Origin of the sequence: Gordonia sp. DT101 (assembly GCF_049844895.1) — a bacterium.
Classification (GTDB): domain Bacteria; phylum Actinomycetota; class Actinomycetes; order Mycobacteriales; family Mycobacteriaceae; genus Gordonia.
The window spans coordinates 51,884-71,833 of the sequence record NZ_JBNCLX010000008.1 but is presented as its reverse complement, the minus strand read 5'-3'; the positions used below and the strand labels follow the sequence as shown (position 1 = coordinate 71,833).

Annotated in this window: 7 protein-coding genes; 4 read left to right on the top strand and 3 right to left on the bottom strand. The window is 68.3% G+C overall.

The genetic code is table 11. From position 1 onward, the window contains the following. Positions 1-125: 125 nt before the first annotated feature. Positions 126-1,910 carry an AMP-dependent synthetase/ligase gene (locus ACLQ3I_RS21975; protein WP_425793538.1) on the bottom strand — a complete coding sequence of 595 codons (1,785 nt, stop codon included), beginning with the start codon at positions 1,908-1,910 and terminating at the stop codon, positions 126-128. A 237-nt stretch (positions 1,911-2,147) separates the two neighbouring features. Between ACLQ3I_RS21975 and ACLQ3I_RS21970 the strand changes: the two genes are divergently transcribed. The 3 genes from ACLQ3I_RS21970 (at position 2,148) to ACLQ3I_RS21960 (ending at position 8,841) form a co-directional block, all read left to right on the top strand. Beyond that, the gene (locus ACLQ3I_RS21970; RefSeq protein ID WP_425793540.1) at positions 2,148-3,926 is read left to right on the top strand and encodes a DEAD/DEAH box helicase; all 1,779 of its coding nucleotides are present in this window, start codon (positions 2,148-2,150) and stop codon (positions 3,924-3,926) included. A 204-nt stretch (positions 3,927-4,130) separates the two neighbouring features. Then, positions 4,131-4,463, top strand: a complete 333-nt coding sequence (locus tag ACLQ3I_RS21965) for a rhodanese-like domain-containing protein (protein ID WP_425793541.1) — start codon at positions 4,131-4,133, stop codon at positions 4,461-4,463. A 133-nt stretch (positions 4,464-4,596) separates the two neighbouring features. Continuing rightward, a complete protein-coding gene (locus tag ACLQ3I_RS21960) occupies positions 4,597-8,841 on the top strand; it encodes an AAA domain-containing protein (protein ID WP_425804789.1) in 4,245 nt (1,414 codons plus the stop codon). A gap of 21 nt (positions 8,842-8,862) precedes the next feature. On the opposite strand, the gene ACLQ3I_RS21955 is transcribed toward ACLQ3I_RS21960, so the two are convergent. Both ACLQ3I_RS21955 and ACLQ3I_RS21950 read right to left on the bottom strand, forming a co-directional pair. Continuing rightward, a complete protein-coding gene (locus ACLQ3I_RS21955) occupies positions 8,863-9,687 on the bottom strand; it encodes an SIR2 family NAD-dependent protein deacylase (protein WP_425793543.1) in 825 nt (274 codons plus the stop codon). Next, the gene (locus ACLQ3I_RS21950; protein WP_425793544.1) at positions 9,684-10,112 is read right to left on the bottom strand and encodes an HIT family protein; all 429 of its coding nucleotides are present in this window, start codon (positions 10,110-10,112) and stop codon (positions 9,684-9,686) included. Before ACLQ3I_RS21950 ends, ACLQ3I_RS21955 begins: the two co-directional genes overlap by 4 nt. 541 nt (positions 10,113-10,653) lie before the next feature. Here ACLQ3I_RS21950 and ACLQ3I_RS21945 point away from each other — a divergent pair. Then, complete coding sequence (locus ACLQ3I_RS21945; RefSeq protein WP_425804787.1) at positions 10,654-19,932, top strand: fatty acid synthase subunit beta domain-containing protein; 9,279 nt, start codon at positions 10,654-10,656, stop codon at positions 19,930-19,932. The last annotated feature ends 18 nt before the right edge of the window (positions 19,933-19,950 follow it).

The following is a 19,950-nucleotide window of genomic DNA, read 5'->3' as shown; positions in this document are numbered from 1 at the left end:
TCGATCGTCCGGGGACGCCACGGCGACCGTGGTCACCCCACCCGACGGGAACGCCCGGCTCCCGAAGAGGGGAGCCGGGCGCCGGTCGCCGAACCCGACGGGTGTCGTCCCGTCCGGGTGGGCGATCAGGTGTAGAGGTCGGCGATGGCGCGTTTCTGCGCGTCGTGGATCACGTTGCGCTTCAACTTCATCGTCGGCGTCAGCTCACCGGACTCGATGGTGAAGTCGGTGTCCAGGATGGTGAACTTCTTGATCGCCTCGGCCTTCGACACCTTCCCGTTCGCATCTTTGACCGCGGCGTCGATCTCGGCGTGCAGCGTCTCGTTCTCGGCGAGCTCGGCGGGCGACGTGTCGGCCGGCAGGTGGTGACGCTCGAGCCATCCCGGGATCGCTTCCGGGTCGATGGTGATCAGTGCGGCGATGAACGGCTTGTTGTCGCCGACCACGAGGCACTGGCTGACCATCGGATGTGCCCGGATGGTGTCCTCGAGCTGGGCCGGCGAGACGTTCTTGCCACCGGCTGTGACGATCAGTTCCTTCTTGCGTCCGGTGATGAACAGGAAGCCGTCGTCGAGATGACCGATGTCGCCGGTGTGGAACCAGCCGTCGACGATGGACTCCTCGGTCGCCTTGGCATTCTTCCAATAGCCGCCGAAGACCACGGGACCGTTCAGCAGCACCTCGCCGTCGTCGGCGATCCCCACCGTCACGCCGGGAACCGGGCGACCGACGGAGCCGACACGCTGATGCTCCTCGTTGTTGGCGGTCACGGCCGCGGTGGTCTCGGACAGCCCGTAGCCCTCGTACACAGGGATGCCGACGCCGCGGAAGAAGTGTCCGAGTCGCGCACCGAGTGGTGCTCCGCCGGAGATCGCGCCCTCGCACTGGCCGCCGAGCGCGTCGCGCAGCTTGCCGTACACCAAGCGGTCGAACAGCGCGTGCTTGAGCTTCAGGCCGAGGCCGGCGCCACCGTTCTCCATCGCCTTGCTGTATTCGATCGCCGTCTCGGCCGCGCGGTCGAAGATCTTGCCCTTGCCGCCGTCGTATGCCTTCTGCTTGGCGGAGTTGTAGACCTTCTCGAAGACCCTCGGCACCGACAACACGTAGTTCGGATTGAACTTGCCGAGGTCGTCGATGAGGTTCGGGATGTCGTTGGTGTGACCGAGGACGACCCCGTTCTCCACGCAACCGACCGCGACGACTCGGGCGAACACATGCGCCAGCGGGAGAAACAACAGCGTCGACTTGCCCTCGACCAGGCCGGCGCCGACGGCGTCGCGGGTGGCTTCGCACTCGGCCAGGAAGTTGGCGTGGGTCAGGACCACACCCTTCGGCCTGCCGGTGGTGCCGGAGGTGTAGATCAGGGTCGCCGCGTCCGAGGAGAGCGCGTTGGCGTGGCGGGTGTCGAGTTCCGCGTCGCCGATCTTGGCGCCGCGCTTGGTGATCGTCGCCAGTGCGTGGTCGTCGATGATGAGGGTCTCCCGTAGCTCGGGAGCTTCTTCGATGACGCGGATGTGCTTGGTCTGGTGGGCGTGCTGCTCGATGAACAACATCGACGTCCCCGAGTCCTCGAGAATCCACTTCACCTGATCCGGCGCGGACGTCTCGTAGATCGCCACCGTCGTGGCCCCCGAGCGCCAGATCGCATAATCCAGGACGGTCCACTCGTAGCGGGTGGACGACAGGATCGCGACGCGTTCGCCCGGCTTGATCCCGGAGGCGATGAGGCCCTTGGCCACCGCGTCGACCTCGTCGGCAAACTGTTTCGCCGTCACATTCACCCACTGATTCCCGGACCGCTTCCGGAACAACGGCATCGTCGGGCGCTCCGATCGGTACCGGAGAATGCTGTCGACGGTCGTCGCCTTGTCCTCGATGGAAAGGTTCGACGGGGTGGAATACTGCTCCATGGCGGGCTCCCCTGTGCGCAACGAAATTGGTACATAACGGACACGGGCGGGCCCGCGTGAACTCCGTCAGCTGTCTGTTGAGTGTCACTGACAGTACCAGTATCCAGTGGGCGCGATCACAGCTCGGTGCGCTGCGTGAGCAAGGGCAGGTCGACCCTGTGACGTCGTCGTTCGGTGAGATTCCTCGCCAGCGGCCTCGGCGGATTAGAGTGGCAGTGATGAACGGACAGATCGCACATGAGTGAGTCCACCGACGAGAAGGCCGACAACGCCGACGGCCCCGGCGTCACATTCGACGACCTGGACATCGACCCGCAGGTCCGCCAGGCGATCACCGACGTCGGGTACGAGACACCGTCACCGATCCAGGCCGCCACCATCCCGCCGCTGATGGCCGGCCGCGACGTGGTGGGTCTCGCTCAGACCGGAACGGGCAAGACCGCCGCGTTCGCGATCCCGATCCTCTCTCGGCTCGACGCCTCGGCGCGTCGCCCGCAGGCGCTGGTGCTGGCTCCCACGCGTGAGCTCGCCCTGCAGGTGTCCGAGGCATTCGGACGCTATTCGTCGCACATGCCGCAGGTTCGGGTGCTGCCCATCTACGGCGGCCAGAGCTATGGCGTCCAGCTCGCCGGACTCAAGCGGGGTGCGCAGGTCATCGTCGGGACGCCGGGCCGCGTCATCGATCACTTGGACAAGGGCACCCTGGACATCTCCCAGTTGGAATACCTCGTCCTCGACGAGGCGGACGAGATGCTCACCATGGGGTTCGCCGAGGACGTCGAACGGATCCTGGCCGAGACGCCGGACTCCAAGCAGGTCGCGCTCTTCTCGGCGACCATGCCCAGCGCGATCCGTCGATTGGCGCAGCGGTATCTCGACAATCCGCAGGAGATCACGGTCAAGTCCAAGACCGCGACCGCACAGAACATCACCCAGCGGTACCTACAGGTGTCCCACCAGCGCAAACTCGATGCGCTCACCCGGTTCCTCGAAGTCGAGACGTTCGACGCGATGATCGTCTTCGTCCGCACCAAATCAGCCACCGAGGAACTGGCGGAGAAATTGCGCTCGCGCGGCTTCTCCGCGGTCGCGATCAACGGCGACATGGCCCAGGCCCAGCGCGAGCGGACCATCAACCAGCTCAAGGGTGGGGCGATCGACATCCTGGTCGCCACGGATGTGGCTGCGCGAGGACTCGACGTCGAACGCATCTCCCATGTCGTCAACTACGACATCCCACACGACACCGAGTCGTATGTGCACCGGATCGGCCGCACCGGGCGCGCCGGACGGTCGGGAAACGCGCTGCTGTTCGTGTCGCCGCGGGAGCGACATCTGCTGCGGGCCATCGAGCGGGCGACGCGGTCGACCCTGACCGAGATCGGGTTGCCCAGCGTCGAGGACGTGAATGCGCAGCGTGTCGCGAAATTCGCGGATTCGATCAACGAGAACCTGGGGTCCGACCACCTCGACCTGTTCCGCAAGCTCGTGGAGGATTACGCGCGCGACAAGGACGTCACGATGGCCGACATCGCCGCGGCGCTCGCGCTCGAGACCCGCGACGGAGGTTTCCTCATGTCCCCCGACCCGCCGGAGGGGCAGCGCGCCGATCGGCGCGAGCGTGCTCCACGAGGGTCCGGCGGCGGCCAGTTCGCCACCTACCGGATCGCGGTCGGACGTAAGCACAAGGTCTCCCCGGGTGCGATCGTCGGCGCGATCGCCAACGAGGGCGGACTGTCCCGCGGGGACTTCGGCAACATCAGCATCCGCGACGACTTCTCCCTCGTCGAGCTCCCGGAGAATCTCGACAACGAGACCCTTGCCGGCCTGCGGAACACCAGGATCGGGAAGACTCCCATCGACATCCGCCGTGACTACGGGCCACCGCGGTCGCGAGGCGGCGCCAAACGCGGACAGGGTCAGCGCGGCGGGCCTGCGCGCGACGGCCACGGGAAACGACCGGATCACTGGGGCAAGCGGACCACGCCGCGAGTGGCCGGCCGCGGCCGGAGCTGAACGAATCCGACGAGATACCTGTGGGGTTTGGTATTTCGTGGTGTAAAACTTGCCGGATCGAGATATTTCCGTAACCTTTGTTGGTGGGGGAGCGCCAGACCTCAGGGGTCGTGCGCATCGCGACCCACCCCCTTCTGATCACGGCTGAACCGTGCGTCAGTGGCGGTTCCAGGCAGACGACTCAACAGGAACGGTGACTCACCAGTGTCAGTGGTGGATTCGATAACAGCAGCCGACGCGAAGTCGCATTGTGAGGACGATCACGCAGTGATCGTCGATGCGCGCCCTCAGGTGGTCCGACACCAGGGCAGTCTGCCCGGTGCGGTGGTGGTGGACCCGAGAGATGTCCGCGATCGGTTCAAGCCCACCCCGTCGGGAACGTTCCCCATCGTGCGCGATCCCGACACCGAGATCGCTGTCGTGTCGGTGCGATCGCAGGCACCCGCCATTGCCGAGGAGATCGCGGATCTCGGTTACACGAACGTGCGCTACGTCGACGGTGGTTTCCCCGCCCTGCGCACCGCGTATCGCGCGTAGTCGAACACCGCGTACCGCGCCCAGTCGAATCCGCACGCACCGAGTCCGATTGGTAGCGTTCTTGACGTATCCACGCCAGTGAATCCAGCCGACGACGCCGGATAGGGCGGACGGAGGAGGGAACGGAACAGGCATGGCCGACGGGACCGACACGGCGCACACCTATCCACAGCACACCGATCCACAGCACACCGACGCGGCCGACCAGGTTGTGCGGCTGTTGGGTTATCTCCGAGAACTCGTGCGCTCCCGTTCGGAGATCGTCAGCGACGTCGAGCAACACCCGGGCCTGGTCTGGGTGGGCAAGTCGACCGACGTGCCGATACGGGCGGGCGCCGGGACCGGTCAGGTGGTCATCGAGCTCGCGCCCGACAGCCAGGGATACGACGCGGTCTCACACCTGATCGACGAACTGCACGACAGTCCGGAGACGCTCGAACTCGTGCTGGCCAATGCGCTGGTGACGGTGCGGGACGACGAGGCCGAGGGCGATACCCGCATCCGTGAACACCTGGTGACCCAGCAGGTGGTCGCCGACCGGGACGACGACACCGCGGCCATTCGTGTGACCATCGGTACCGGCGCGACGCCGATGATGCACGACACCTACCTCCTCGCCCCGATCGACGGCGTGGACCTCGGCGCCGCGATCAAGGTGCGGGGCCAGATCTCCGAACTCGTCAGCCCGGTGGGTAACCAGGTGACCGACCTCGTGGACACCTGGCAGCAGCAGGTGCGGGTCGACTCCGACATCGTGTCGCTCTCGGTCGACATGCGCCCGGCGCTCGTGCTGCGGCGACGCGGGGTCACGGCAGCACTGGCGTTCTACGACGCGATCCTGGCCGAGCTGCGGGAGACCGCCGGTACCGAGAGCGACCCGACCGGACCGGTCCGGGGCGAGGTGCCCATCGGTCTCGCGCAGTTGGTCGCCCCGATCGAGGCGCCCGAACGCCTGGCCGCGCTCGCGCGGTCGGGTGCGCTACCCGCCGAGGACCTCGTACGCGACGCGCTGTACCCGCTGCCCGCGAATGTGGAGCAGCGAGATGTGCTGGCGCAATTGGGCGTCGACAGCGGCGTGGTCGTCGAGGGCCCACCGGGGACCGGTAAGACCCACACCATCGCCAACCTCACGGCTGCGCTGCTGGCCAAGGGGCAGCGCGTGCTGGTGACGAGCGAAAAGGCACATGCCCTGCAGGTGATCAGGGACATGTTGCCCTCGGAGCTGCGAGGGCTCGCGGTCTCGATCGCCGATGTCGGGCAGGACGATTTCGAGGCGACGGTTTCCGGTGTGGAGGCGATCGCCGAACGCAAAGCCGGGCACCAACCGCGGGTGGTGGCCGCGGAGATCGCCGACCTCATCGACAAGCGGGAACAGGCGATCCGCAAGCGCGAGCGCGTGCTCCGCGAACTCTGGATGGCGCGCGAGTCGGAGACCGAGGTCCACGAATGGGTGGCCGGGGACTACCGCGGGACCGCAGCCGAGGTTGTTCGGCGATGCAACGACGACAAGCACCGATATGACTGGTTGCCGGGTCCGGTCGAGGGTTCCCTGCCCCCGCTCGGCGCCGGTGAGTTCGAGGAGCTTCTCGAGCTGCTCCGCACCGACGTCGGTGCGACAACGCGATTGGGGCAGCGGTTGCCCGATCTCGCCGATCACCTGCCCGACTCGGCCGACCTCGAGCAGATCTGCGAACGGATCGGTCGGCGGCCGCACGAGCCGATGATCGGAAGCGGATCGCTGCTGTCGATCCTGTCCGGTGTGGACAGTGGACGGCTGGTGCGGATCAAGGACGTGTGCGACCACCTCGCGGTCTCCGCCGGTGAAGTCGCCTCGTTCCCGCCATTGGTCGCCGACATGGCCGATCGTCTGCTCGCCGGTCAGGCCGCCCATCTCTGGTCACGGGTGACCACACTGTCACCGATCATCGGCGAGGCCGCCGAGCGTGACCGGGCGATCGGGGCGCATGTGATCGGAACTGAGGGGGCACGGCCCGGTGACAGCGCGATCTTCCGTGCCGCGGCCGATCACCTTGCCGCTGGCGGCCGCCGGCGGGGCCGACTCCTGCGGTCGGCAGAACAACGTGCCGTCGAGGAATCCGGAGTCCGCGCCACCGTCGACGGGGTCGAGGCCACCGACGAACAGTCGTTGCGGCTCGTCGCCGACCACCTCGCCGTCTTCGACGCGGTGCAGCAAGTGCAGAGGGTCCTCGCGGATCTGCATGTCCCGGTGGACAACTCAGGATCGCGGTCGGCGCAACTGAACAGCCTTGTCCGACTCGACAACCAGCTCGCGTGGATCTCCGAGCTGATGGCCGGGCGCGACCAACTGGTTCGTGAGCTCGAAGCGATCAGCCCCGGCGGGCCTCGGCCACGCAGTGTCGCCGAGGTGACCGAGGTCGCCGTACAGGCCGGGGCGATTGCCGCCACCAACGACGCCGTACTCGCCGAACACGAGCTGGCCGAGTGCGCGTACAGACTGTCGGCCGAGGTGGACCGGGGGCCTTCTCCGGAAGGCGACGCACTTGTCGCCGCGCTGGCGAAAGCCGATGCGCAGGCGATCAAGTCGGCGCGGCGCGACTGGAGTAGGGCACGTGACGAACTGCAGGCACAGACCGCGCTCGATCTCTACGCACTGCGACTGCGCAACAAGGCCCCGGAGTTCTACGGCCTACTGACCGACACCGCAGACGACGACACCTGGCACGCCCGACTGCGCGACGTCGGGGCGGCCTGGTCGTGGCGCCGCGCACAGGCGTGGGCTCTCGAGCGCAGCGATCCGACGCTCGAGACACGTCTGCAGGCCGAACTCGACGAACACGAAGCCGACATCGCCGCGTTCACCGCCCGGCTGACCGCGGCCTACGCCTGGCGCGAGTGCCTGGATCGGATGAGTGTCGCGGAGGTCCAGGCCCTGCAGTCCTACCGGGATCACATGATCAATCTGGGCAAGGGATCAGGAAAGCACGCCAACCGCTTTCGGGCGGCAGCCCGGGCCGCGATGGAGCACGCGCAGGGCGCGGTGCCCGCGTGGATCATGTCGATCAGCCAGGTCGCGGAGACCGTGGATCCGCACCGCAACGCGTTCGACGTCGTGATCGTCGACGAGGCCAGTCAGGCCGACATCACCAGCTCGTTCCTGCTCTGGCTGGCCCCGCGGGTCATCGTCGTGGGCGATGACCGGCAGTGCGCGCCCACCGGCCTGTCGGGAACCACCCTCGACGACGCGTTCGCCAAACTCGACGCGCATCTACCGGACCTGCCGAACTACCTGCGGGACGGGCTCACACCCCGATCGAGCCTTTTCTCCCTGCTGCGCAGCCGATTCGGTCATCTGATCCGTCTGCGTGAGCATTTCCGGTCGATGCCCGAGATCATCGAGTTCTCGTCGCGTCAATTCTATACGGGTGCCCCGCTGCTGCCGGTGCGGCAATTCGGCGCGGACCGGTTGCCGCCGCTGCGATCGGTGGCCGTCGATGACGGCGTCGCCACCGGTCAGGGGGCTTCGGTCGTCAACGAGAACGAGGCGGCGGCGATCGTCGCGGCGCTCACCACGTGTCTGGGCGACCCCGCCTATGAAGGACTCGATTTCGGGGTCATCGCACTGCAGGGCACCAAGCAGGTGGACGAGATCACCCGCCGGCTGCGTGCCGCCGTCAGCGAAGACGACTGGCGGTCGCGTCGTATCCGGGTGGGGACACCGCCGGACTTCCAGGGTGACGAGCGACATGTGGTGATGTTGTCCATGGTGGTTTCCGATCCGTCCGCGATCGCGCCGCTGACGCGCGCGGAATCGCAGCGCCGGATCAATGTCGCTGCCTCGCGTGCGATGGATCAGATGTGGCTCTTCCACTCGATCGAGCTCGAGGCGCTCAGGGCGAACGATCTGAGGTACTCGCTGCTCGACTACATCCGGGCCGGGCAGGGGCCGACCAATCCGCCGATGCCGTCCGACGTCTCGAACACCGAGCGGCAGCAACCGTTCTCCAGTCTCTTCGAGCAGCAGGTGTTCAACCGGCTCGCCGACCGTGGCTACTACGTGGTGCCGTCGATGACCATCAACAACCGCGTGATCGATCTCGTGGTCACCGGGTCGGACGCCCGGATGGCCGTCGAGTGCGACGGGGACTCGTTCCGTACCACCGGGGAGCAGGCCCGCTCGGACATGGAACGCGAACGCGAACTGCGTCGATGCGGTTGGGACTTCTGGCGAGTCCGGGAGTCCGAGTTCGAACTCGATCCCGACCGTGCCCTCGATGGGCTGTGGGAGGCGCTCGATCGGCGCGGGGTGAAGCCGGGATCGATCACCACGCTGTCGGCGGATGCGCGGGCGGCATCCGACCATGGCTGGGACCCGATCGGTCTCAGCGCGGGGGAGTGAGACGGCGCGGAGACCGGACCGTCAGTCGGCGGATCGGACCGCCGTGACCAACGCAGGCAGGCCGACCGCGGCAGACGACCGGATGCTGTGGGTGACCTCGCGACTCAGCGCCGATGGCTCCGGATTGAACTCGATGACCGGGGTGCCGGAGGCGATGGCCCGCTCGGGGAGCCCGGCGGCCGGATAGACGATGCCGCTGGTTCCGACCACGATGACGACATCGCTTGCGGCAAAAACGTTCTCGGCGGTGTTCCACGCGTCGGCGGGCAGCGGTTCGCCGAACCAGACGACACCGGGACGGATTGCGGACAGGCAGACCGGACAGGTGGGCGGTTCCACGCGCGCCTCGTGCACGGCCCGCTCCGGGTCGGCTCCGGTGCCCTGATAGGGCCGCCCGCAATGGCTGCAGCGCGGCGCGAACAGACTCCCGTGTAGGTGGCTCACCACGTCGCTGCCGGCTCGTTCGTGGAGATCGTCGACGTTCTGCGTCACCACCATCACCGCACGATCGCGAGCCAGTTCGACGAGCGCGCGGTGTCCGGTGTTGGGTTGCGCCTCGCGAACCATCCGGGCCCGCCACTGATACCAACCCCACACCAGTGCGGGATCGGCCGCCCAGGCCTCCGGGGTTGCCAGCTGCGCGGGATCGAACTTCTCCCACAGGCCGGTCTCGGCATCGCGGAAGGTGGCGATGCCGCTCTCGGCGGACATTCCGGCGCCGGTGAACACCGTGACCCATTCGGCCCGCCGGACCGCTTCGACCGCGTCGCCGGGGAGATCCGGAGCCGGCGCGGATGTCGACGTCGCCGACCGCGTGGTCGGGGGCGATTCGTCGTGGTCGCTCATCGGCGATCGGTTTCCAGCGCAACCCGGAGCAGCTCGGCGGTCTGATCGGGGTCGGGGTCGCGACGAACCACCAGCCCCTTGGCGAAGCTCAGCTTGTCTCCGTTGTGGCGGGGCACGACGTGCAGATGAGTGTGGAACACGGTCTGGAAGGCCGCCCGTCCGTCGTTGACGACCAGATTCACGCCGTCGGCGCCCAGCGCGCCGGACTTCATCGCGGCGGCCACCTGTTGACCGGCGGCAAACAGGCGGCCCCCCATCTCTGGGTCGAGGTCGGCGAGCCCGGAGGAGTGCTCGCGTGGGACGAGCAGAGTGTGACCGCGGGTGACCGGGCGGATGTCGAGGAATCCGATGACGTCGTCGTCGCGGTAGACCGTCCGAGCCGGTGCCCGCCCGCCGACGATGTCGCAGAACACGCACGTTGCCATGCCGAGCACCCTACGGTTCCGGACGCGCGCCGTCGCGATCGGCGACGACCTGTGATCGTCGTGGATCGAGAGTGCAGCATGTCACATAACGATTAGATAACGGATCGTCGCAGCTCTCGGGGGCTCCGAACGAGCGCTCGGAAATGATCCGTGATCAGCGGCAATCCAGGGGCGGCAGTAGGAGACTTCGGTGCACACGTGTGTTACTCGCGGGGTTACCCGCGGGTATACCCGCGGGTCGATGCCAAACATGAGGAAAGCCTCATTTTCGTGTGTCATCATTGGGACACGTTCACGCCGACGACGACTCATAGGTGAGTCTCACGTGCAGCCAAAAGTGTTGCGCGGCAGGTGTGTTCATCGAGCGTGCCACAGCGCGGCACGGAGAAGTGCAGCGCAGCACCGAAAAGTCCAGGCCACCGTACCGACAGACCTCAGCGGGTGATTTGTGTGCCCGCGGCTCAGCCAACGACGACAAGCCATTGACTACCCGCGACACGAGCACCCAGGCCACAACAGTGTCGAGACAAGAGGAGAACCCGTGACCGTCGACCAATTCCGTTCAGGAGCACAGGGCGCCGCGCACTCGGACCGCCCGACCACGACGCTGATCGACCGTCTCATCGACGGCGAGCCGTATGCGATCAGTTTCGGTGGACAGGGATCGCCCTGGCTGCCCACCCTGGCCGAACTGGTCGTCGACGCCGATCTCGAGCATCGGATCGGCAAGATCGTCGCCGCCGCCGAGCGCATCATCGACCCGGTCGCCGCCCAGCTCACCATCGCGGTGGTGGACGGTTTCCACCCGCTGACCTGGGTCCGTGCCCTTGACGCCGAAGAGCCGGTGCCCGGTGAGACAGAGCTCGCCGACTTCACGCTGTCGGGTCCGGGCGTGCTGCTGACCCAGCTGGCCGCCGTGGAAGCGCTGAAGAAGCAGGGCCTCGACACCACAGCCATCACGCCGACTGCCGTCATCGGACACTCGCAGGGGTCCATCGCCACGCACGCGATCGGCGCCGACGGCCAGGCGGCAGAGTCCGGCCAGGGCCTGCTGCTGGCGATCGCACACCTCATCGGCGCCGCCGGCACCCTCGTCGCACGTCGTCGCGGGTTGGCCACCACCACCGACGGCACCCCCATGCTCGCCATCAGCGGTGCCGTGCCCGCGCGTATCGAGGAGATCCTCGCCGACTACCGCGCCGGTCTGAGTGAGTCCGAGCTGGCCTCGGCCCCCGTCGTCGCGATCCGCAACGGCCGGCGCGCCGTCGCCCTCTCCGGTGCACCGCGCCACCTCGCCGCGTTCGCGGCGCTCTGCGAGCGCCTCGCGGCCGCCGAGACCGACGAGCGCAAGCGCAAGGTCGCGGGTGGGGCGCCGTTCGCGCCCAAGTTCGACCACCTGAACGTCAGCGTCGCCTTCCATCACCCGACCATGGCCGAGGCCGTCGACCTCGTCGCGGAGTGGGCCGACGAGTGCGGGATCGATCGCGACACCGCGATCGGCCACGCCAATTCCATCTTGGTCGATCCCGTCGACTGGGTCGCGACGGTCGACGAGGTCGTCGATGCCGGCGCCAAGTGGATCCTCGACTTCGGGCCCGGCGACCTCGCCACCCGCCTCACCTCCTCGCTGGTCCGCGGCCAGGGCGTCGGACTCGTGTCGCCCGCACTCCGCGTGGGTCAGCGGAACCTGTTCAGCCCGGGCGGAATCCCCGAGGTCGCCCGGCCCTGGACGCAGTTCGCCCCGCAGCTCGTCGAGTTGCCCGACGGCCGCAAGGTCGTCGACACCGCGTTCACCCGGCTGACCGGTCGTTCACCGATGCTGCTGGCCGGCATGACCCCGACCACGGTCGATCCCGCCATCGTCGCTGCGGCCGCCAACGCCGGGCACTGGGCCGAACTCGCCGGTGGCGGGCAGGTCACCGAGCAGATCTTCGCCGACAACGTCGCACGCATGACCGAGCTCCTCGATGACGGCAGGCAGGCACAGTTCAACGCGCTGTTCCTCGACCCCTACCTGTGGAAGCTGCAGCTCGGCGGAAAGCGCCTCGTGCAAAAGGCCCGCGCCCAGGGCGCACCGATCGACGGTGTCGTCGTGTCCGCGGGTATCCCCGAACTCGAGGACGCGGTCGCACTCGTCGACGAATTCGTCGAAGCCGGCCTGCGCTTCGTCGCCTTCAAGCCCGGCACCGTCGAGCAGATCCGCGCGGTGGTCCGCATCGCCGCCGAGGTGCCCCATCACCCGGTCATCGTGCAGATCGAGGGCGGCCGCGCCGGTGGCCACCACTCATGGGAGGACCTCGACGATCTGCTGCTGGCCACCTACAGCGAACTCCGGGCCCGCAACAACGTCGTGATCTGTGTCGGTGGCGGCATCGGCACCCCGGAACGGGCGAGCGAATATCTCACCGGCGCATGGTCGTCGGTCTACGGCTATCCGTCCATGCCGCTCGATGGCATCCTGATCGGTACCGCTGCGATGGCCGCCAAGGAGGCCACCACCGCCCCCGAGGTCAAGCAACTGCTGGTGGACACCGTCGGCTGCGACGATTGGATCGGTGCCGGGTACGCGACCGCCGGCATGGCCTCCGGGCGTAGTCAGCTCGGTGCCGACATCCACGAGATCGACAACACCGCGTCGCGCTGCGGTCGTCTGCTCGACGAGGTCGCCGGGGACGCCGACGCCGTCGCCGACCGCCGCGACGAGATCATCGCGGCCATGGCCGACACCGCCAAGCCCTACTTCGGTGACGTCGCCGCCATGACCTACCGGGCATGGCTGGACCGCTACGCGACCCTCGCGGTCGGCGACGGCCGGTCCGATCAGCTGCCGTGGGCCGACATCACCTGGCAGCAGCGGTTCACCGACATGCTCCAGCGCACCGAGGCCCGGATGAGTCCCGTCGATTCGGGTGAGATCCCGACGATGTTCGCCGGGTCCGGCAGCACCGACGATCCCCACTCCGCGATCGATGCGCTCGGCAGTGTGTACCCGGAGATCGAGACCGACATCCTGCATCCCGCCGACGTCGCGTTCTTCCTCGAGCTCTGCCGCACCCCGGGCAAGCCGGTCAACTTCGTCCCGGTCATCGACAAGGACGTGCGCCGCTGGTGGCGCAGTGACTCGCTGTGGCAGGCCCACGATGCGCGCTATCCGGCCGATGCGGTCTGCATCATCCCCGGCCCGGTGGCCGTCTCCGGCATCACCCGCGTCGACGAGCCGGTCGGCGAGCTGCTCGACCGCTTCGAGGCGCAGGTCGTGCACGATCTTCAGGACGCCGGCACAGATTCCGTCGCCGTCGACACCCGCAAGCGCGCCGGCCTGGTGGACGGCGACGGCACCATCGTGGCCGTACTGGAGGCCGACGACGTCGACTGGGTCGGCCGTATGGTGCCCAATCCCGTTGCGCTGCTCGGCGATCGCGATCGCTGGACGCTCGTGGACCCGGATCGTGCCGAGCACGAGCCGACCGGTTCGGTGCTCGAACGCGTCACCGGCGCCGGGAGCGAAGCGAGCGGGTCGAATGGATTCCGGGGCGACCGGTACGACCTCATCACGCCGATCTCCGGCTCGTCGGTCCGGATTCCGCTGCACGTCGATGCCGGTCTGCTCGACGGCGGGAATCCGCGGGTCGGGATCGACGAGGCCTCGCAGGCCATGCGTGAGATCCTGACCGTCGCCGCCGGTGGCGAACTCGCCACCGTCGAGGGAGGCGTCTCGGTCACCACCGTCTCGTGGGACCCGGACAGCGTTGCCGACCACGCCGCGGTGACCGGCTACACCCTGCCCGCCAACCTGCGTCCGACGACCCCGACCGAGCCGTTCGGCTTCGCGGTCCCCGACACCCTCGTCGGCGCGAGCTGGCCCAGCGTCTTCAGCGTCATCGGCGCGGCCCGGACCGAATCGGGCGCTCCCGTCGTCGAGGGTCTGCTGGACCTTGTCCATCTCGACCACGCCGTCGAGCTGGTCGGCGAGATACCCGCCACCGCAGCGGAACTGACTGTCACCGCGCGCTCGGGCGCAGTGTATGACACCGAGGTCGGCCGGGTGGTCGAGGTCGGTGTCGAGGTGGCCGGCGCGGCCGGACCGATCGCCACGATGGCCGAGCGGTTCGCCATCCGCGGACGCCTCGGGTCGGCGGAACTCACCGACCCGGTGCGCGCCGGTGGCGCTGCCGACGACGAGCGGTCGGCCACCCGTAAGCTGCTCCGTTCTGCCACCATCACCGCACCGAGTCGCATGACCGGTTTCGCCGCGGTGTCCGGTGATCGCAACCCGATCCACACCGATGTCGCGGCCGCCAAACTGGCCGGGCTCGGCGAGCCCATCGTGCACGGCATGTGGGTGTCGGCCGCCGCCCAGCAGGTGGTCACCGCAACCGACGGCAAGCACCCGACCCCGTCGGCCCGCCCGTTGGTCGGCTGGACGGCCCGGTACCTGGGCATGGTGCGCACCGGCGACTCCATCTCGATCCGCGTCGACCGGGTCGGTCTCGACGCCGGTCGTGAGGTCGTCGAGGTCACCGCGAAGGTCGGCGACGACCTCGTGATGGCCGCCACCGGCCTGATGGCCGCGCCGCGCACGGTCTACGCCTTCCCGGGCCAGGGCATCCAGAGCAAGGGCATGGGGCTCGACGCCCGCTCGCGGTCGAAGGCCGCACGGGAGATCTGGGATCGGGCCGACAAGCACACTCGCGACGCCCTGGGTTTCTCGATCCTGGCGGTGGTGCGGGACAACCCGACGACCCTGGTAGCCAACGGCACCACCTACAACCATCCCGACGGAGTTCTCTACCTGACGCAGTTCACCCAGGTCGCCATGGCGACCCTGGGCGTCGCGCAGATCGCCGAGCTCAAGGAAGCCGGCGGTTTCGTCGAGAACGCCATCACCTGCGGTCACTCGGTGGGCGAGTACAACGCGCTCGCCGCGTGTGCCGGGGTGCTGCCGCTCGAGGCCGTGCTCGAGGTCGTGTTCCAGCGCGGCGAGGCCATGCACCACCTGGTTCCGCGAGATGACCTGGGCCGCAGTGACTACCGGATGGCGGCGATCCGCCCGAGCCAGTTCGGTCTGGCCGATGCCGACGTCACCGAGTTCGTGGCGGAGGTCGGACGCTCGTGCACTGAGTTCTTGGAGGTGGTCAACCTCAACCTGCTCGGCTCGCAGTACGCGATCGCCGGCACGGTCCGTGGCCTCGAACACCTCGAGGACGAGATCGAGCGACGTCGTATCGACTTCGGCGGCAAGAAGTCCTTCATCCTGGTGCCCGGCATCGACGTGCCGTTCCACTCAACGGTGTTGCGTGAAGGGGTGCCGGAGTTCCGGTCCAAGCTCGAGGGGCTGCTGCCCGAGCACATCGATCCGGAGATCCTGGTCGGTCACTACATCCCGAATCTCGTGCCCCGGCTGTTCACCCTCGATCGCTCCTTCATCGAGGAGATCGCCGCGCTGGTACCGTCCGATCCGCTCGATGCCGTTCTGGCGGAGTGGGATTCCTGGGCGGACAAGCCGGGACAGCTGGTCCGTGTCGTCCTCATCGAGCTGCTGGCCTGGCAGTTCGCCAGCCCGGTCCGCTGGATCGAGACCCAGGAACTGTTGTTCGCCGGACCGTCGCGCGACGGCCTCGGGGTGCAGCGCTTCGTCGAGATCGGCCTGAAGGGCGCCCCGACGCTCGCCGGCCTCGCCACCAACACCCTCAAGCTGGACGACTACGCCGCGGCGACCACCGAGGTGGCCAACGTCGAGCGTGACTCCGATGTGATCCTGGCCAACGACTCGGGTCCCGAACCCGAGGACGACGCCGACGAGAGCTCTGACGCACCGGCCGCCGATGCCTCGGCAGCCGCGGCCGCACCGACGGCTGCGCCGGCCGCCGCACCGGCACCGGCGCCGGCCGCATCAGGGCCCCGACCGGACGACGTCTCGTTCGGGCCGGCCGACGCGGTCAAGTCCGTGATCGCGCTGTGGACCAAGATGCGCACCGATCAGATCGGCTCCGCCGACACCATCGAGGCGCTGTGCGACGGTGTCTCGTCACGTCGTAACCAGCTCCTGCTCGACATCGGTGGCGAGCTCGGACTCGGTGCCATCGACGGCGCGGCCGAGGCCGACATGAACGCATTGTCGTCCACGGTGGAGACGTTGGCACGCGGCTACCGCCCGCTGGGCCCGGTGCTCACCGACGCCGTCGGCGACCAGGTCCGTAAGGTACTCGGACCCCTGGGCAAGCGGCAGTCCTACATCACGGATCGCGTGTCCAATGTGTGGCAGCTCGGACCCGGCTGGGGCCTGCACGCCACGGTGGCGGTCGCCCTCGGTACCCGCGACGGAGCCAGTGTGCGTGGCGAGGACCTCGGCAACCTGCTCGACGGTGCGCTCGCCAACGCCGACGCGCTCGACGCCCTGATCGATCGTGCGGTCACGTCGGTCGGGGCGGCACGTGGTGTCGCGGTGGCCAAGCCGGCCGCCGAGAGTGGTGCCGGTGCAACGGTCGACGCGGCCGCGCTGGGCGAGTTCACCGAGCAGATCACCGGTCGCTCGGGCGCGCTGGCCTCGGCCGCCTACACCGTGCTGGAGAAGCTGGGCCTGGCCGAGATCAACGAGGCGGGCGAGCTGGTCGAGGACCCGAACGTCGCCATCGTCGAGCGTGTCAGCGCCGAACTCGGCTCGGACTGGGCTCGGACCGTCGCGCCGGCCTTCGACACCGCCAAGGTGGTGTTGGTCGACGACCGCTGGGCCACCAGCCGCGAGGACCTCGTACGGATCTGGCTGACCGACGAGCACGACCTCGACACCGACTTCGAGGGTGTGGTCGGTCGGTTCAACGGTGCGGGCCACACGGTCGCGACGCACGCCACGTGGTGGCAGGGCAAGGCGCTGGCATCCGGAAACGCCGTGCACGCACGCACGTTCGCCGCCATCGCCAGCGCCGCGGAGCAGCCGGGTGTCGGGCAGTGGTCGAAGGAGATCGCCGTCGTCACCGGTGCCGGCAAGGGCTCGATCGCCTCCGGCGTGATCGCCGGGCTGCTGGCCGGCGGCGCGACGGTGATCGCCACGACGTCGCGCCTGGATTCCGGCAAGCTCGCGTTCTACAAGAAGCTCTACCGTGAGAACGCCCGTTACGACGCGGCACTGTGGGTGGCGCCCGCCAACATGGCGTCCTACACCGACGTCGACGATCTGGTCGAGTGGATCGGCGCCGAGCAGACCGAGAACCTCGGTGGCACGACGTCGGTGATCAAGCCGGCGATGAAGCCGACGCTGCTCTTCCCGTTCGCCGCGCCCCGGGTGGCCGGTGATCTCACCGATGCAGGCGGTCGCGCGGAACTGGAGATGAAGGTTCTGCTCTGGTCGGTGGAGCGGATGATCGGCGGACTGGGAGAACTGCACGCCGATCACGACATCGCCGCTCGCGTCCACGTGGTGCTGCCCGGTTCGCCGAACCGCGGAATGTTCGGCGGCGACGGCGCTTACGGCGAGGCCAAGGCGTCGCTGGACGCGCTGGTCACCCGCTGGGCGGCCGAGGACTCGTGGAATCAGAAGACCACCATCGCGCACGCCCTCATCGGATGGGTGCGCGGAACCGGTCTGATGGGTCACAACGACGGAATGGTCGACGCCGTCGAGGCGGCCGGGGTGCGCACCTGGAGCACGGTGGAGATGGCCGCGAACCTGCTCGGCCTGTGCACCACGGAGCACCGGGAGCATGCCCGGGCCGAAGCGATCGTCGCCGACTTCACCGGCGGCCTCGATCCCTCGATCGATCTCAAGGCACTGGCCGGTGCAGCGGCCGACGCGGCGACCGACGAAGCCGAGGAGTCCGACGACGAGGTGACCACCGTGGCGGCGCTGCCCGCCCCGGCCCGTGCACCCAAGGCGATGACCCCGCAGTGGCCGTCGATCGACGCCCGTCCGGAGGACCTCGTCGTCATCGTCGGCGCGGGCGAACTCGGCCCGTACGGCTCCTCGCGCACCCGGCTCGAGATGGAGGTCGACGAGAAGCTCTCCGCCGCAGGCGTTGCTGAACTCGCCTGGAACACCGGACTGATCCAGTGGGATACCGCACCCAAGCCGGGCTGGTACGACACCGAATCCGGTGACCCGGTACCGGAGAGCGAGATCGCCGAGCGCTACCACGACGAGGTCGTGTCGCGCTGCGGTATCCGTCGCTACGCCGACGAGGGAGCGATGGTGGACAACACATCGCCGTTGCTCACCTCGGTCTTCCTCGACGACGACCTCACCTTCACGGTGAGTTCCGAGGCGGAGGCACGCGCATTCGCCTCGGCGGCCCCGGAGAAGACGCGGATCGCGGAGAACGCGGAGACCGGCGACTGGCAGGTGACCAGACTCTCGGGCACCGAGATCCGGGTGCCGCGGCAGTTCACACTGTCGCGCACCGTCGGCGGTCAGATCCCGACCGGTTTCGACCCGACCCGCTGGGGTGTCACCCCGGACATGGCCGAGTCCATCGACCGTGTCGCACTGTGGAACCTGGTGGCGACCGTCGATGCGTTCCTGTCGTCGGGCTTCACCCCGTCGGAGCTGATGCGGTGGGTGCACCCCGGCCTGGTGGCCAACACCCAGGGCACCGGCATGGGCGGCATGACGTCGATGCGCGAGCTCTACATCAACACCCTGCTCGGCGAATCCAAGGCCAACGACATCCTGCAGGAAGCTCTGCCGAACATCGTTGCCGCACACGTCGTCCAGTCCTATGTGGGTAGCTACGGCGCGATGATCCATCCGGTGGCCGCATGTGCCACGGCGGCCGTCTCGGTCGAGGAGGGCGTCGACAAGATCCGCCTCGGCAAGGCGATGTTCGCGGTGGCCGGCGGGTTCGACGATCTCGGTATCGAGGGCATAGTGGGCTTCGGCGACATGTCTGCAACCGCAGAGTCGGCCGCGATGTCGGCACGCGGGATCGACGAGCGCCGGTTCTCCCGGGCCAACGATCGTCGTCGCGGCGGGTTCGTCGAGTCCGCAGGCGGCGGAACGATTCTGCTGGCCCGCGGTGACGTAGCGGCACAGATGGGTCTGCCGGTGCTGGGCGTGGTCGCCTGGGCGCAGAGCTTCGGTGACGGTGTGCACACCTCGATCCCGGCCCCCGGCCTGGGTGCGCTGGGCGCCGCACGTGGCAACGACGCCTCGCCGCTGGCCTGCGCGCTCAGTGCGCTCGGCGTCAGCGCCGACGACGTCGCGGTGATCTCCAAGCACGACACCTCCACGCGGGCAAACGATCCCAACGAGTCCGAGCTGCATGAGCGGCTCGCCTCCGCGATCGGTCGCGGTGACGGTGCTCCACTGTTCGTCGTGTCGCAGAAGTCGCTGACCGGCCATGCCAAGGGCGGTGCCGCGGCCTTCCAGCTGATCGGGCTGTGCCAGCTGCTGCGCGACGGGGTGATCCCGCCGAACCGCAGTCTGGACTGTGTCGACGAACAGATGCGCGAGTATCCGCATCTGGTGTGGCCGCGCGAGACCCTGAACCTCGGCGAGCGGTTCCCGCTCAAGGCCGGTCTGCTGACCAGCCTCGGGTTCGGTCACGTCTCCGGTCTGATCGCCGTGGTCCACCCGGAAGCCTTTGTGGCGACACTGGATTCGGAGCAGGCCGAGGTCTACCGACAGCAGGCCGCGGAGCGCGCCCGCAAGGGCAATCACCGTCTGCTGGAGGCGATGTGTGGCGTTGAGCCGGCCTACCAGCGCCCGCCGAACCGCCGGTTCGACAGCGCGGCGGATGAGCACGATGCCGAGGCCGAGCTCCTGCTCGACCCGTCGTTGCGGCTCGCGGCAGGTGGCAGCTATGGCCGCGCCGGCGGGGCGGAGTGAAACCCGAGTCGGATGCGG

Bases quoted from the DNA above. Each gene is read 5' to 3' on its own strand.
- ACLQ3I_RS21970 (WP_425793540.1), top strand. From the start codon at position 2,148: ATGAGTGAGTCCACCGACGAGAAGGCCGACAACGCCGACGGCCCCGGC.
- ACLQ3I_RS21975 (WP_425793538.1), bottom strand. From the start codon at position 1,910: ATGGAGCAGTATTCCACCCCGTCGAACCTTTCCATCGAGGACAAGGCG.
- ACLQ3I_RS21960 (WP_425804789.1), top strand. From the start codon at position 4,597: ATGGCCGACGGGACCGACACGGCGCACACCTATCCACAGCACACCGAT.
- ACLQ3I_RS21950 (WP_425793544.1), bottom strand. From the start codon at position 10,112: ATGGCAACGTGCGTGTTCTGCGACATCGTCGGCGGGCGGGCACCGGCT.
- ACLQ3I_RS21955 (WP_425793543.1), bottom strand. From the start codon at position 9,687: ATGAGCGACCACGACGAATCGCCCCCGACCACGCGGTCGGCGACGTCG.